This is a genomic window from Mycobacterium sp. 050272, assembly GCF_039023525.1.
GTDB lineage: Bacteria > Actinomycetota > Actinomycetes > Mycobacteriales > Mycobacteriaceae > Mycobacterium.
The window spans coordinates 52,184-66,784 of sequence record NZ_JBCHKV010000013.1 but is presented as its reverse complement, the minus strand read 5'-3'; the positions used below and the strand labels follow the sequence as shown (position 1 = coordinate 66,784).

Here is a 14,601-nt window from a genome sequence, read left to right as displayed (position 1 = left end):
TAATTCAAGATTGCAGCTCACGCCGTACCGAGCCGCCTCGGAGCATCTCGACGGAGCTTGGTGGCCGCGGTCGCAGAACTTGGTCGAGGAGTTGCCCGACCTGGTGGCGTCGGTGTCCGACCGACTGGGACAGGTCGTCATGGTGGGTTACCGCCGTAACGGCTGGGACGAAACCCCGCCCCTGGCCGAGATCGCCGGGTACACAATCGAATTGCTGGGCTTCATCAGTGACGAACCGGCCAGTGTCATCCTGATCGGCGAAGACGGCCGCCACCTCACACTGCACGTTATCCGTCCGGACACCGACGAAGAGGTTGCCCGAGACGCGTTGGCGAAGGTGCAAGTACCCGCGGACGCCGAAGCCGCCCCGGCCGGTCGGGCAACGGTCGCGCGGTCCGTGGTTGAGGTCGCCGAAAAGCTGGCCCGGCACGAGGGGCTCGATGACGATCGGCGCACCGCCCAGATCAAGGACTGGTGTGAAGAGGCCGCCCAACAATTCGTCAATGCGCCGGTGCAGACCTTCGTGCCGATCCTCGTCGAACACATCGTGCTCAACCGCATGATCGAGTCCCGGCGCAAGGCCCCCTCGGCGAGCGGCCGATGACAAGTGTGTGCCCTGGTCGAGCCTGATCCCGCGCTTCTCGATCCGCCGGTCGTCGTGCAACGGCTCCGGACCGATCCCGAAGCCGGCTTGACCGCGCACGAGGCCGCCCGCCGCCTGGTCGCGGTGGGACCCAACGATATCGAACGTGTCCCGCCGCTACCGAAGTGGAAGAAGATCGTCGGCCAGTTCCGCAGTCCGCTGATTTACCTGTTACTGGTCGCACTCCTTGCCTCCCTTGTGGTTTGGGCCCTGGAGGGGGCCGACGGCTGGCCGGTCGATGCGTTGGTGATCGGCGTCATTCTGGTCCTCAACGCCGCACTGGGTTACGGACAGGAGGCCCACGCCGAACACGCGGTCGATGCCTTGGCGCGGATGACGACGACCACGGCGACCGTCGTTCGCGATGGAATCGAATGCCGGGTTGCCGCAAGCGAAGTGGTGCCCGGTGACGTGCTGCTGCTGACGGAGGGCGACGCCGTGGCAGCCGATGCCAGGCTGCTGTCCGCGGACGGGCTGCAGGTGCTGGAGAGCGCGTTGACCGGGGAGAGTGAGCCGGCCCGTAAAGATCCGCGGACCCTGGCCGAGGCGACGGCGCTGGACGGGAAAGCCGGCATGGTGTTCAAGGGCACGGCGGTCGCCAAGGGCGCCGGGCGGGCGGTGGTGACCGCCACGGGGATGGCAACGCAGACGGGCCAGATCGCCGGCCTGGTGCGCGCCGTCGACGACACCGCGACGCCCTTGCAGCGCGAGATCAACCGCGCCAGCCGTGTCCTCGGGATCGCCGTGCTGGTTCTCGGCGTCGTGGTGATCGCGAGCATCTTCATCGTCTTCGGCGTGCACAGCGCCCATGATGTGGTCACCGCCGTGCTGCTCGGCGTCTCGTTGGCGGTGGCCGCCGTGCCCGAGGGGCTGCCCGCCATCATGTCGGTCGTACTCGCGCTGGGAACACGGCGGATGGCCGACGAAAACGCTGTCGTCAAACAACTCTCGTCGGCCGAAACCCTCGGATCGGCCTCGGTGGTCTGCTCCGGCAAGACCGGCACCCTCACGACCGGAGAGATGACCGTCGTTCGAATCCTCACCCCGGTCGGGGATGTCAGCGTCACGGGTGCGGGATACCGCCCGGAAGGCAGGTTCGAACACGACGGGGTCGCGCTTCGGGAAGGTGAGAACCTGTGGCGCCAAACAGCATTGGTGCTCGGCGCCCACGCCGCGGGCACAGCACTTCGGGAGCAGGACGGTCGCTGGGTTGCCGAGGGCGATCCCGTCGAGGCGGCCTTCCTGGTTGCGCAGACGAAGCTCGGCAGCGGACCGGCGGCACACTGCGGGTCGACGCGCGTGACCAAGGGTGACCCGGACGCGGTGCTGGCGCGCTGCACACAGGTGCGGATCGGCGATCGACTCGTACCGCTCGACGATACGACGAAGGCGACCATCCGGTGCGGCGCCGATCGGCTCACGCGTGACGGGCTGCACGCGGTCGCAGTGGCCTATCCGGCCGCAGCTGACCGGCCCGACCAGCCGCTGGCGTACGTGGGCATGGTCGGCCTCACCGATCCCCCTCGCCCGGGAACCGCCACGGCCATCGCCGACGCCCACCGTGCCGGGGTCCGGGTCGTGATGATCACGGGGGACCATCCCCGAGTGGCGGCGCGCATCGCGCGCGAACTCGGCATCGAAGACGACGAGTCGGCGGTATCCGGCGCGCAGATCGCCGCGCAGGACGATGATCAGCTCCGGGAAACGGTGCGCCGGCACTCGCAGTACACGCAGCTGGGTCCGGCCGACAAATTGCGCATCATCGGCGCCCTGCAGGCCGACCACGAGATTGTGGCCGTGACCGGCGAGGGGACCAACGATGCACCCGCCCTGAAGTCGGCGGACATCGGGATCGCCATGGGCCGCACCGGCACTGACGTCGCCAGAGAAGCGGCGAAGATGATTCTCGCCGACGACAACTTCGCGACGATCGTGCGGGCCATCCGGGAGGGCCGCGGCATCTTCTCCAACATCAAGAAGTCGCTGCGCTACCTGTTGTCCTCGAACATGGGGGAAGTCCTGACCGTCTTTTTCGGGGTGGTCCTGGCCGGCGCGATCGGCCTGTCGCAGGCCCACACCGTGGCGTTACCGCTGCTGGCCACCCAGATTCTGTGGATCAACCTGCTCACCGACGGCGCCCCGGCCCTGGCGTTGGGCGCGGACCCGCAAACCGAGGACTTGATGGGCCAGCCGCCTCGGGCGGCGTCGGATCGGGTCATCGACGGGCGGATGTGGAACAACATCGTCGTGATCGGCGCGGCCGTCGCGGCCGCGACACTGCTGACGATCCACCTTTATGTCCCGGGCGGCCCGATGCCGTCGTCGCTCGATACGGCCCGCACCGCGGGCTTCACCGTGCTGGTGCTCACCCAGCTGTTCAACACCCTCAATGCCCGCTCGGAGACGCAGACCGTGTTTCGTGGCCTGTTCGCCAACGGCTGGCTGTGGGCGGCGATTGCCTTCTCGGCGTTACTTCAGGTGGCGGTGGTGCAGCTGCCGCTGCTGAATACCGCCTTCACCACCGAGCCGCTGTCGCTGGGCCAATGGCTGGTGTGCATCGCCATGTCCAGCACGGTGCTGTGGGTCAGCGAGATCCGCAAGGTCATCCTGCGTCGTCGTGACCGCCACCGGAGCCGGTCTCGAAGGTCCGGCGGCTGAGGAACATACGGCGCGACCCGGTGAACGGATCGTCGAACTCGAGGCGTTGAGCCAGCAATCGCAGCGGAGTGCTGAAATCGTCGGCGGCCACGTCAATCACGCTGGGATACAACGGATCTCCGATGATTGGCAACCCCAGCGACGCCATCTGCACCCGCAGTTGATGGGTGCGCCCGGTCCGCGGCGTCAGCCGGTACCGGCCGTCCGGGGACAACAGTTCCACCAGCGTCTCCGCGTTGGGCTCGCCCGGCTCGATTGTGGCTTGTAAGTGGCTGCGGCGCTTGATGATTCGATGGCGCACCACCCGTGGCAGCTCCAGGCCGGGATCGACCGCCGCGCGAGCCAAATACGTCTTGACGACCTCGCCGCGGGCGAACAGCATCTGGTAGGCGCCGCGCACCTCGCGCCGGACGGTGAACAACAGCACCCCGGCGGTGAGCCGGTCCAGCCGGTGAGCGGGGCTGAGCTCGGGCAGTCCCAGCGCGTTGCGCAACCGCACCAGGGCGGTCTGCGCGACGTGGCTGCCCCGGGGCATGGTGGCCAGAAAATGTGGCTTGTCAACGACCACGATGTCGTCGTCGCGATGGAGCACCGGGATGTCGAACGGAACCGGCACCTCGTCGGGCAGGTCGCGGTAGAGGTAGACGCTGGCGCCGGTAGGCAACACGGTGGCCGCGTCGATCACCGCGCCGTCGGCGTCGACGACCTCACCGGCGAGGACCTTGGCCCGGGCCCGCTCACCGAACCGCGTGGTCAGCTCAGCCAGCACCGCCCCGCCGTGCAGCCGTACCCGCGCGGGCCCCAATCCGTCGCGCACTCCCAGCGGGGCGGGCCTCACGTCAGAGGAACCGGCTCGAGGATTTCGGCACGCGCTTCGGGCGCGCTGGCCCGCAGCTCGTCGGCCGACACGTCGTCGGGCTGGGCCTGCGAGAGGATTTCGGCCTCCACCCGCGCGGTGTAGTTCGCGACCTCACGGTTGACGTCCCCGTCACTCCAGCCCAGCACGGGAGCCACCAGTTCGGCGACCTCACGGGCGCAGTCCACGCCGCGGTGCGGGTATTCGATGGAGATCCGCATCCGGCGGGCCAGGATGTCCTCGAGATGCAGGGCCCCCTCGGCGGCGACGGCGTACAGCGCCTCCACCAACAGGTAGCCCGGCGCGTCCTTGATCGGGTTCAGCAGTTCGGGACGATCGGCGGCCAGCGCCAGCACGTCGTCCATCAGCGAGCCGTAGCGGTCCAGCAGATGACGCACCCGGTACGGGTGCAGGCCGACGAGTTCGCCGACATGCTCGACCTGGTTGATCAGGGCGAAATAGCCGTCGGCGCCCAGCAGGCTCACCTTCGCGGTGATCGAGGGCGCCACCCGGGCCGGAACGAACTGCGACGCGGCATCGATCGCGTCGGCGGCCATCACCCGGTAGGTGGTGTACTTCCCGCCGGCGATGGCGACCAGGCCGGGCGCGGGCACCGCGACGGCGTGCTCGCGGGACAGCTTGGAGGTTTCCTCGCTCTCCCCGGCCAGCAGCGGCCGCAGTCCCGCGTACACCCCGTCGATGTCGGCGTGCGACAGCGGGGTGGCCAGCACGGTGTTGACGGTGCCCAGGATGTAGTCGATGTCGGCCTTGGTGGCCGCCGGGTGGGCCAGGTCGAGATTCCAGTCGGTGTCGGTGGTGCCGATGATCCAGTGGCTGCCCCACGGAATGATGAACATCACCGACTTCTCGGTGCGCAGGATGATCGCGGCATCGCTGACGATCCGGTCCCGCGGCACCACCACGTGCACGCCCTTGGACGCGCGCACCTGAAAGCGCCCGCGCTGCTTGGACAGGGCCTGGATCTCGTCGGTCCACACCCCGGTCGCGTTGACCACGACATGCCCGCGCACCTCGGTCACCGAGCCGTCCTCGGAGTCGCGCACCCGCACCCCGATCACCCGGTCGCCCTCGCGCAGCAGCGCGACCACCTGTGTCGAGCACCGCACGACCGCGCCGTAATGCGCGGCGGTGCGCGCGACCGTCATCGTGTGCCGGGCGTCGTCGACGACGGTGTCGTAGTAGCGGATCCCGCCGATCAGCGAGCTGCGCTTCAGGCCCGGGCTCAGTCGCAGCGCACCGGCGCGGGTCAAATGCTTTTGCGCGGGAACGGATTTCGCTCCGCCCAGGCTGTCGTAGAGGAAGATGCCCGCCGCGGTGTAGGGCCGCTCCCACCACCGATGGGTCAGCGGGAACAGGAACGGCAGCGGCTTGACCAGGTGCGGTGCCAGCGTGGTCAGCGACAGCTCCCGCTCGTGCAGCGCCTCGCGCACCAGGCCGAACTCCAGCTGTTCGAGGTAGCGCAGCCCGCCATGGAACATCTTCGACGAGCGGCTCGAGGTCCCCGAGGCGAAATCTCGGGCCTCGACCAGCGCGACCTTGAGCCCGCGGGTGGCGGCATCCAGCGCACACCCGGAGCCCACTACCCCGCCGCCGATCACGACGACATCGAACTGCTCGGTGCCGAGTCGCTTCCAGGCCGCCGCGCGTTGCTGCGGGCCCAGCATGGACAACAGGTCACTCACGGGAACGGACTCCTCACTTGGCAAGGCTAATCCAGATCGTCGTGTGCCATCAGCCGGCGAGCGGCCTCGGTGATCGACCCGGACAATGACGGGTACACGGCCAGCGTCTGCGCCAGCTCGTTGACCGTGATGCGGTTTTGCACGGCCACGGCGATCGGCAGGATCAACTCGGAGGCGATCGGCGCCACCACCACGCCGCCGATGACCACCCCGGTGGCCTGCCGGCAGAACAGCTTCACGAAGCCCTGCTGCAGCCCGGACATCTTGGCCCGCGCGTTGGTCCGCAGCGGCAGCATGATCGTGCGGGCCGGCACCGAGCCGTCATCGATCATGGTTTGCGGCACGCCCACCGCCGCGATCTCGGGGCGGGTGAACACCGTCGAGGCCACCGTGCGCAACCGGATCGGGCTGACGCCCTCGCCCAGCGCGTGATACATCGCGATCCGGCCCTGCATGGCGGCCACCGAGGCCAGCAGCAGCAGGCCGGTGCAGTCGCCGGCCGCGTAGATGCCCGGAACCGACGTCCGCGACACCCGGTCCACCTTCAAGTAGTCGCCGCGGCCCAGCTCGATGCCGACGCGCTCCAGGCCGAGGCCACTGGTGTTGGGCACCGATCCGATCGTCATCAGGGCATGGCTGCCCTCGACGGTCCGGCCGTCGGTCATCGTGACCAGGACCCCGGTCTCGGTGCGGACGACGGATTCCGCGCGGGCGTTCTTGATCAGGTCGACGCCGCGTTCGGCGAACGCCTCCTCGAGAACCAGCGCGGCGTCGGCGTCCTCGTAGGGCAGCACCCGATCCCGGCTGGCCGCCACCGTCACCGGCACGCCCAGCTCGGTGTAGGCGTGCACGAACTCGGCGCCGGTGACGCCGGAGCCCACCACGATCAGGTGCTCGGGCAGCGCCTCCAGGTCGTAGAGCTGGCGCCAGGTCAGGATCCGTTCGCCGTCGGGTTGGGCCGACGGCAGCACCCGCGGGCTGGCGCCGGTGGCGATCAGGACGACGTCGGCGTCGTGCTCGGTGACCGTGCCGTCGGCCGCAGTGGCCTTGACGCGATGCCGGGCCAGGCCGGGGGTCGAGTCGCAGAGCTCCCCGCGCCCTGCGACCAAAGTCACACCGGCACTGCGCAGTTGGGCCGCGATGTCGGCGGACTGCTCGGCGGCCAGCGTCCTGACCCGTTTGTGGATCCGCGGCAGCGAGATCTTGGCGTCGTCGATGTCGATGTCGAAGCCCAGTCGGGGCGCGCGGCGCAGTTCGGTGCGCAGCCAGGTCGACGCGATGAACGTCTTGGACGGCACGCAGTCGTCCAGCACGGCCGCCCCGCCGATCCCTTCGGAGTCGATGACGGTGACGTCGGTGGTATCGGGGTGGGATGTGGCGGCCACCAGCGCGGCTTCGTAACCGGCCGGGCCTCCACCGAGGATCACGATGCGGGTCACCACAGCCCTAACCTATCCAAGAACCCGCCGGACGGCCGGATGAGTACCGGGCGGGCACCCGCCGTTTAAGCTTTCACCCGTGCCGCTCTACGCCGCCTACGGATCAAACATGCATCCCGAGCAGATGCAGCAGCGTGCACCCCACTCCCCGATGGCCGGAACGGGCTGGTTGCACGGCTGGCGGCTGACCTTCGGCGGTGAGGACATCGGCTGGGAAGGCGCGCTGGCCACCGTCGTCGAAGACCCCGATTCCAAGGTGTTCGTCGTGCTGTACGACATGACACCGGCCGACGAGATGAGCCTGGACCGGTGGGAGGGCTCGGAGTTCGGCATCCACAAAAAGATCAGATGCCGGGTCGAACGCACGTCGTCGGACACCGACACCGATCCCGTGCTGGCGTGGCTCTACGTGCTCGACGCCTGGGAGGGCGGTCTGCCGTCGGCACGGTACCTGGGTGTGATGGCCGATGCTGCCGAAATCGCCGGCGCGCCAATGGAATACGTGCACGATTTGCGGACCCGACCGGCCCGCAACATCGGACCCGGCACTTCCGCGTGACGACACCGGGTGCAAGCCCGGCCGGTGAGGTGCCGACGGGACGTGACGAAGTCGTCGCCGCGATCCTTGAGAGCGCCGCGGACCTGTTCGCCGAACGTGGACCGGCGGCCGCGTCCATCCGCGATATCGCCGCCCGGGCGCGGGTCAACCACGGCCTGGTCTTCCGCCACTTCGGAAACAAAGAACAGCTGGTGGGAGCGGTGCTCAACCACGAGGCTGCGGAGCTGAGCAAGCTGATCGACGCCGGTGCGGAGCTTCCCGAGATCGCTACCGCCGGCACCCGCCAGCTGCGCATCCTCAGCCAGGCGCTACTCGACGGCTATCCGGTGGCCCAGCTGCAGACCAGCTTTCCGGCCGCCGATCGCCTGCTGGCCGAGGTGCGGCCCCTCCACGCCAGCGACGACGCGGCCCGGCTGGCCACCGCGCACGCCGTCGCCTTGCTGCTGGGCTGGCAGCTGTTCGAATCCTTCATCCGCTCGGCATTCGGCCTGCGGGATGTGTCCGCGGACGCGTTGCGCGACTCGATCTTCGTCGAGATGGGACGGCTGACCGTCCCGCATTAGCCCTCGGGGAAATGGGCCGCCTGCTCGATGATGTTGACCATCACTCGCAGCCCGACCCCCAGCGCGCGCTCGTCGAGATCGAAATTCGGCTGATGCAGGTCCAGCTGCGGGCCCTCCCCCGGCCACACACCCAGCCGCGCCATCGCGCCGGGAATCTCCTCCAGGTACCAGGAGAAGTCCTCGCCGCCGCCGGACTGGCGCGTGTCGGCCAGCACGTCGGGGCCCACCCCCTCGATCGCGTGGGTGAGGATGCGCGTCGAGACCTCCTCGTTGACCACCGGGGGCACGCCGCGCCGGTATTGCATCGTGTGTTCGATGTCCAGCGGCGCCAGCAGCGAATCCACGGCCTGACCGATGATCGCCTCGAGCTCGAGCCAGGTGTGCCGGCTCGCGGTGCGCACGGTGCCGGACAGCTGGCCGCTCTGCGGAATGGCGTTGGCGGCCACCCCGGCGTTGACCGCGCCCCACACCAGGACGGTGCCGTTGCGGGGGTCGAGGCGCCGCGACAAGACGCCGGGCACCCCGGTGATCAGGGCGCCGAGACCGTAGACCAGGTCGGCGGTCAGGTGTGGCCGTGAGGTGTGCCCGCCCGGCGAATACAGCGTGATGTGGATGTGGTCGGCGGCCGAGGTGATCGGGCCCTGCCGGACCGCGACCTTGCCGACCTCGAGGCGGGGATCGCAGTGCAACGCGAAGATCCGCGACACCCCGGTCAGCGCTCCGGCTGCGATCGCGTCGATGGCGCCGCCGGGCATCAGCTCCTCGGCGGCCTGGAAGATCAACCGCACCCCGACCGGCAGTTCGGGCACCGACGCCAGCGCCTGCGCGGTGCCCAGCAGGATCGCGGTGTGCGCGTCGTGACCGCAGGCGTGCGCGACGTTCGGCATCGTCGACGCATACGGCGCCCCGGTCCGCTCGGCCATCGGCAGCGCGTCCATGTCGGCCCGCAGCGCGATCCTGGGCTCGTGTTCGGGCCCGAAATCGCACGTCAGCCCGGTACCGCCGGGGAGCACCTTCGGGTTGAGACCCGCGTCGGCCAACCGCTCGGCGACGAATTGCGTGGTGGCGTACTCCTGGCGGCCCAGCTCCGGATAGCGGTGGATGTGCCGGCGCCACTCGACCATGTCGTCGTAGTGCGCGGCCAGCCAGGATTCGGCGGTGTCGACCAGGCTCATGGGGCGCCCCGACGTTGTTGGACACCGGCCAGCACCCGGTCCCGCTCGGCGCTGTCCTGGGCGAGGTGGACGACCGTGCGGGCCAGCATCACCGCGCCGTCGACTACCGCGCGGTCGGCGCTCGGGCCGGCGGCGGCCGCGGCGAAGGCGCGCTGATGCACCGTCGCGCCACCGGCGTCGACACCGATCACCGGGTGGATGCCCGGCAGCACCTGCGTGATGTTGCCCATGTCGGTGCTGCCCATCGGCAGCGCCGTCTCGAATTCGGGCGACACCGGGTCCCGCCCCAGCCGGCGCATCTCTTCCCGGCAGATCTCGGCCAGCCATCGGTCGGGCTTGAGCTCGGCGTAAGCCGGTGACGGCGTGCTGATCTCGTATTCGCAGCCGGTGGCCAGGGCGCCCGCGGCAAAGCAGGCGAACATCCGGCCCTCCAGCTCTCGCAGCGAATCCAGTTCGACGGCCCGCATCGCGTACTGCAATGCCGCGTGGCCGGGAATGACGTTGACCGCCTGCCCGCCGTTGGTGACGATCCCGTGCACCAGCTGCCCGGGCGCCAGCTGCTGGCGCAGCACGCCGATCGCGACCTGCGCGACGGTGATGGCGTCGGCGGCGTTGACGCCCAGATGTGGGGCGACGGCGGCGTGCGATTCCTTGCCCCGGTAGTCGACGGTCACTTCGGACAAGGCCAGCGAACGGGCGGCGGCGATGTCGGTCGGCCCGGGATGCAGCATCACGGCCGCCGCGACGTCGTCGAACGTACCGGCCTCCAGCAGCAGCGCCTTGCCGCCGCCGGCCTCCTCGGCGGGAGTGCCGACCAGGGCCACGGTCAGACCGAGCTCGTCGGCCACCTCGGCCAGCGCCAGCGCGGTTCCGACCGCCGAGGCCGCGATGATGTTGTGGCCGCAGGCATGTCCGATCTCGGGCAGGGCGTCGTACTCGGCGCAGACCCCGATCACCAGCGGTCCGCTGCCGAAGTCGGCGCGAAAGGCGGTATCCAAACCGCCGGTGCCCGCAGTGACCTCGAAACCCCGCTCCGCGACCAGTGCCTGCGTTTTAGCGCAGCTGCGGTGTTCGGCGAAGGCCAGCTCGGGCTCGGCGTGGATTGCGTGCGACAACTCGACGAGATCGCCGCCACGACGCCGCACCGCGTCCTCGACGCTGTCCAATGCGGTGTTTGTGGGCATCCTCGCAGTATCTCATCGAACCAGGCCGCGGCGGACCGCCCCGACCGCGGCTACACCCGCCCGGCGATGAATCCCGCCGCCTGGCCGGGGAACGGCGGTGTCGAATAGTCGTGGTGCGCATCGCGGTCGCGACCGCCGACGACGCAGACCGGGTCGCCGGCGGCGCACAGGTCGATGGCACGGCCGGCGAATGCGCCCGCCGTCGACAGCGGGGTGTTGAACCGGTTGCCGGGATTGCCGAACACGGCGACCGCCCTGATCTTGTTGGCCAGGCCGGGGTCCAGCGCCGGGGCCGACCCGAACTCACCGATGGTGTTGCCCAGCGGCGGCACCCCGGCCAGCATCGAGACCGCGGCGGCGCCCTGCGAGAAGCCGCCCAGGATCAGGTGGGTGGCCGGGCACTGGTCGACCATCGCCGCGATGTGATCGCGGGCGTCGTTGGCGCCGTCACCGGTCTGCAGGAAGTTGTAGCTGGCCGGATAGTTCACCGCGTAGTTGTCGAAGCTGCGACCGCCCAGGGAGCCCTGCAGCGCACCGAAGAGCGCATCACCCACGGCGCCCAGGCCGGGTGGCTCATTGGTACCCCGGGCGAAGATCAGCTGGACGTCCGGGCAATCCGCCCTCGCCGTCGGTGCCGGACCACTGAGGAGCGCGGCCACCGAGACCGCAACAGCAACAAGCGCGCCGACAACCGGCCACCTACCAAAACTCATGCGGGGAATCCTGACATATATAGCGAAGCTAAGCTCGCGCAGTGTGACCGACGTTGCATCCGAGAGTGCACAACTCGCGCGGCGCGCGGCAAATTCCATCCGCGAGAAAACCGGGGTTGACGAGCACGATGTTGCGATCGTCCTCGGTTCGGGATGGTCGCCGGCGATCGCCGAGCTGGGCTCCCCCGACGTCGCGCTGCCCCAGGCCGAGATTCCCGGCTTCGCGCCGCCGCGCGCGGCCGGCCATCCCGGCGAGCTGTTGTCGATGCGCATCGGCGGGCACCGGGTACTGGTGCTGGCCGGGCGCGTGCACGCCTATGAGGGCCATGACCTGAGCCACGTCGTCCACCCGGTGCGGGCGGCCTGCGCGGCCGGGGCCGGCATCGTGGTGCTGACCAACGCGGCCGGCGGGTTGCGCACCGGCATGCGGGTCGGCCAGCCGGTGCTGATCAGCGATCACCTGAACCTGACCGCGCGTTCGCCGTTGGTCGGCGCCCAGTTCGTCGACCTCACCGATGCCTACGCCCCGCGGCTGCGCGACCTCGCCCGCGACGCCGACCCCGAGCTGACCGAAGGCGTGTACGCCGGTCTGCCCGGGCCGCACTACGAGACGCCGGCCGAGATCCGGATGCTGCGGACGCTGGGCGCCGACCTGGTCGGCATGTCGACGGTGCACGAAACGATCGCGGTGCGCGCGGCCGGTGCCGAGGTGCTGGGCATCTCGCTGGTGACCAATCTGGCGGCCGGGATCACCGGTGCTGCGCTGAGCCATGCCGACGTGATGGCGGCCGGGGCGGCGTCGGCGGCCAGGATCGGCGCGCTGCTGGCCGACGTCATCACCCGGATTTAGCAGAATGGGTCGTGTGACGCCGCAGGAGTGGATCGCACACGACCCCGACCCGGCGACTGCTGCCGAACTCGCCGCGTGCTCGCCCGAGGAACTTCGCGCACGTTTCGCCCGCCCCCTGACGTTCGGCACCGCGGGCTTGCGCGGCCCGGTGCGCGGCGGCCCGGACGCCATGAACGTCGCCGTCGTCTCGCGCGCGACATGGGCAGTGGCGCAGCTGCTTACCGATCGCGGCCTGGCCGGCTCGCAGGTGATCGTCGGGCGTGACGCCCGGCACGGCTCGGCGATCTTCGCCACGGTGACCGCGGAAATCCTTGCTGCCGAGGGCTTTTCGGTGCTGCTACTACCGGGCGCGGTGCCCACACCAGTGGTCGCCTACGCGGTGCGCCAGACCGGGGCCGCCGCCGGGATCCAGATCACCGCCTCACACAATCCGCCGGCCGACAACGGCTACAAGGTGTATTTCGACGGCGGCATCCAGATCATCTCCCCCACCGACACCGCGATCGAAACCGCAATGGCCACAGCTCCTCCCGCTGATCAGATCGCCCGCAAGCCGGTCGCGCCCGCGGGCACCGACCTGGTGGCGCGCTACATCGAACGCGCGGCCGGGGTGCGGCGCGCCGCCGGCTCGGTGCGGGTGGCCCTGACCCCGCTGCACGGCGTCGGCGGCGCGGTGGCCGTCGAGACGCTGCACCGGGCCGGCTTTCACGAGGTGCACACCGTCGGCGCCCAGTTCGCGCCGGACCCCGACTTCCCCACCGTCGCGTTCCCCAACCCCGAGGAGCCCGGCGCCGCCGACGCGCTGCTCGCCGTGGCCGCCGAGATCGACGCCGACGTCGCGATCGCCCTGGACCCCGACGCCGACCGGTGCGCCGTGGGCATCCCCACCGCGGCGGGATGGCGGATGCTCTCCGGTGACGAAACCGGTTGGCTGCTAGGCGATTACATCCTCTCCCACGAGCGACCGGACAACGCGGTGGTTGCCAGCACCATCGTGTCCTCCCGGATGCTCGCGCAGATCGCCGGCCATTACGGCGCGACCCACGTCGAAACCCGCACCGGCTTCAAATGGCTGGCGCGCGCCGATTCGACGGTGCCCGGCGGCAGCCTGGTCTACGCCTACGAAGAAGCGATCGGCCACTGCGTCGACCCGGCGACGGTACGCGACAAGGACGGCATCAGCGCGGCGGTGCTGGTGTGCGACATGGTGGCTTCTCAGAAACAGCAGGGCCGTTCGATCCCAGACGTGCTCGACGATCTCGCTCGGAGATACGGCGTGCACGACGTCGCGGCGGTCTCGCGCCGGGTCGCCGACAGCACCGAGGCAGCCGCACTCATGGCCCGGCTGCGCGCTGCCCCGCCGAAGCAACTGGCCGGGTTCGCAGCCACCGTCACCGACATCACCGACGCGCTGATCTTCGCCGCCGGCAACGACGGCACCTCGATCAGAGTGGTGGTGCGGCCTTCCGGTACCGAGCCAAAGCTCAAGTGCTACTTCGAGATTCGCTGCGCCGCTTCCGACGAATTAACTTCTTCTCGGACTTACGCCGCCGCGCTGCGCGCTGAGTTGGTTGCTTCGGTGGAACACTGGTGAAGATGCGGGGGCCGAACTGACGGTCGCCGGCATCGCCGAGCCCGGGCACGATGTACGCCGACTTGTTGAGTCCCTTGTCGACCGCCGCGGTGAACACTCGCGCGTCCGGCGCGATTTCCTCAACCGCCGCAAGCCCTTCCGGCGCGGCCACCACACACAACACACTGATATCCGTGGCGCCACGGCGCTGCAGCAGTTCGATGGCATACGTCATCGACCCGCCGGTGGCCAGCATCGGGTCGAGCACGATGACAGGCCGATGTTTGAGCTTTTCGGGCAGCGACTCCATATAGGGGAAGGGCAGATGGGTTTGTTCGTCGCGGGCCACACCGACGAAGCCGACCTGGGCGTCCGGGATCAGGGCGTGCGCCTCGCTGACCATCCCGAGCCCGGCGCGCAGCACCGGCACCAGCAGGGGCGGTTTGGCCAGTCGCTTTCCGAATGTCTCGGCCAGGGGCGTCCGTATCCTGATCGGCGCGGTGGCCGCGTCCCGGGTGGCCTCGTAGACCAGCATCAGCGTCAGTTCACGCAGCGCGGCCCGAAAGCCCGCGGCGTCGGTGCGTTCGTCGCGCAGCACCGTCAACCGGGTAGCGGCCAACGGGTGGTCGATCACGCGGACTTCCATGCGCATGAGGGTATATAACGATCCGACCTCGGTTGGCTA

13 protein-coding genes are annotated in these 14,601 nt (G+C 69.6%); 6 read left to right on the top strand and 7 right to left on the bottom strand.

Going from position 1 to position 14,601, the window contains the following annotated elements:
* Positions 1–10 precede the first annotated feature (10 nt).
* Together AAHS21_RS22205 and AAHS21_RS22200 are read left to right on the top strand one after the other, a co-directional pair.
* Entirely contained in the window at positions 11–604 is a 594-nt protein-coding gene (locus AAHS21_RS22205) for a DUF5994 family protein (protein WP_342929708.1), read from the top strand.
* 3 nt (positions 605–607) lie between these two features.
* Positions 608–3,301, top strand: coding sequence for a cation-translocating P-type ATPase (locus tag AAHS21_RS22200; RefSeq protein WP_342929707.1), 2,694 nt, complete (start codon positions 608–610; stop codon positions 3,299–3,301).
* Here AAHS21_RS22200 and AAHS21_RS22195 read toward each other — a convergent pair.
* The 3 genes from AAHS21_RS22195 to AAHS21_RS22185 are packed head-to-tail and all read right to left on the bottom strand — an operon-like array spanning position 3,246 to position 7,302.
* Positions 3,246–4,139 carry a pseudouridine synthase gene (locus AAHS21_RS22195; protein WP_342929706.1) on the bottom strand — a complete coding sequence of 298 codons (894 nt, stop codon included), beginning with the start codon at positions 4,137–4,139 and terminating at the stop codon, positions 3,246–3,248. The two genes, AAHS21_RS22200 and AAHS21_RS22195, sit on opposite strands and share 56 nt — an antisense overlap.
* On the bottom strand, positions 4,136–5,842 hold the full coding sequence (locus AAHS21_RS22190; RefSeq protein ID WP_342929802.1) for a glycerol-3-phosphate dehydrogenase/oxidase: 1,707 nt from the start codon (positions 5,840–5,842) through the stop codon (positions 4,136–4,138). Before AAHS21_RS22190 ends, AAHS21_RS22195 begins: the two co-directional genes overlap by 4 nt.
* A 44-nt stretch (positions 5,843–5,886) precedes the next feature.
* Positions 5,887–7,302: an NAD(P)H-quinone dehydrogenase gene (locus tag AAHS21_RS22185; protein ID WP_342929705.1), complete on the bottom strand. Its 1,416-nt coding sequence runs from the start codon at positions 7,300–7,302 to the stop codon at positions 5,887–5,889.
* 76 nt (positions 7,303–7,378) lie between these two features.
* On the opposite strand from AAHS21_RS22185, the gene AAHS21_RS22180 reads away from it, so the two are divergent.
* Both AAHS21_RS22180 and AAHS21_RS22175 read left to right on the top strand, forming a co-directional pair.
* Complete coding sequence (locus AAHS21_RS22180) at positions 7,379–7,858, top strand: gamma-glutamylcyclotransferase (RefSeq protein ID WP_342929704.1); 480 nt, start codon at positions 7,379–7,381, stop codon at positions 7,856–7,858.
* Positions 7,855–8,421 carry a helix-turn-helix domain-containing protein gene (locus AAHS21_RS22175; RefSeq protein WP_342929703.1) on the top strand — a complete coding sequence of 189 codons (567 nt, stop codon included), beginning with the start codon at positions 7,855–7,857 and terminating at the stop codon, positions 8,419–8,421. Before AAHS21_RS22180 ends, AAHS21_RS22175 begins: the two co-directional genes overlap by 4 nt.
* Here the strand turns inward: AAHS21_RS22175 and AAHS21_RS22170 are convergent.
* From AAHS21_RS22170 to AAHS21_RS22160, 3 genes are read right to left on the bottom strand one after another with little or no spacing between them, the layout of a single operon-like run.
* On the bottom strand, positions 8,418–9,596 hold the full coding sequence (locus AAHS21_RS22170) for an amidohydrolase (RefSeq protein WP_342929702.1): 1,179 nt from the start codon (positions 9,594–9,596) through the stop codon (positions 8,418–8,420). The two genes, AAHS21_RS22175 and AAHS21_RS22170, sit on opposite strands and share 4 nt — an antisense overlap.
* A complete protein-coding gene (locus tag AAHS21_RS22165) occupies positions 9,593–10,780 on the bottom strand; it encodes a M20 family metallopeptidase (protein WP_342929701.1) in 1,188 nt (395 codons plus the stop codon). The genes AAHS21_RS22170 and AAHS21_RS22165 overlap by 4 nt, the downstream gene beginning before the upstream one ends.
* Before the next feature lie 50 nt (positions 10,781–10,830).
* Entirely contained in the window at positions 10,831–11,493 is a 663-nt protein-coding gene (locus tag AAHS21_RS22160; protein ID WP_342929700.1) for a cutinase family protein, read from the bottom strand.
* Positions 11,494–11,536: 43 nt separating this feature from the next.
* Here AAHS21_RS22160 and AAHS21_RS22155 point away from each other — a divergent pair, with 43 nt between their 5' ends.
* Together AAHS21_RS22155 and AAHS21_RS22150 are read left to right on the top strand one after the other, a co-directional pair.
* Positions 11,537–12,343, top strand: coding sequence for a purine-nucleoside phosphorylase (locus AAHS21_RS22155; protein WP_342929699.1), 807 nt, complete (start codon positions 11,537–11,539; stop codon positions 12,341–12,343).
* Between the two features lie 13 nt (positions 12,344–12,356).
* Positions 12,357–13,937 carry a phospho-sugar mutase gene (locus tag AAHS21_RS22150; protein ID WP_342929698.1) on the top strand — a complete coding sequence of 527 codons (1,581 nt, stop codon included), beginning with the start codon at positions 12,357–12,359 and terminating at the stop codon, positions 13,935–13,937.
* Here the strand turns inward: AAHS21_RS22150 and upp are convergent.
* Positions 13,828–14,562: a uracil phosphoribosyltransferase gene (gene upp / locus AAHS21_RS22145; RefSeq protein ID WP_342929697.1), complete on the bottom strand. Its 735-nt coding sequence runs from the start codon at positions 14,560–14,562 to the stop codon at positions 13,828–13,830. The genes AAHS21_RS22150 and upp overlap by 110 nt on opposite strands.
* Positions 14,563–14,601 lie beyond the last annotated feature (39 nt).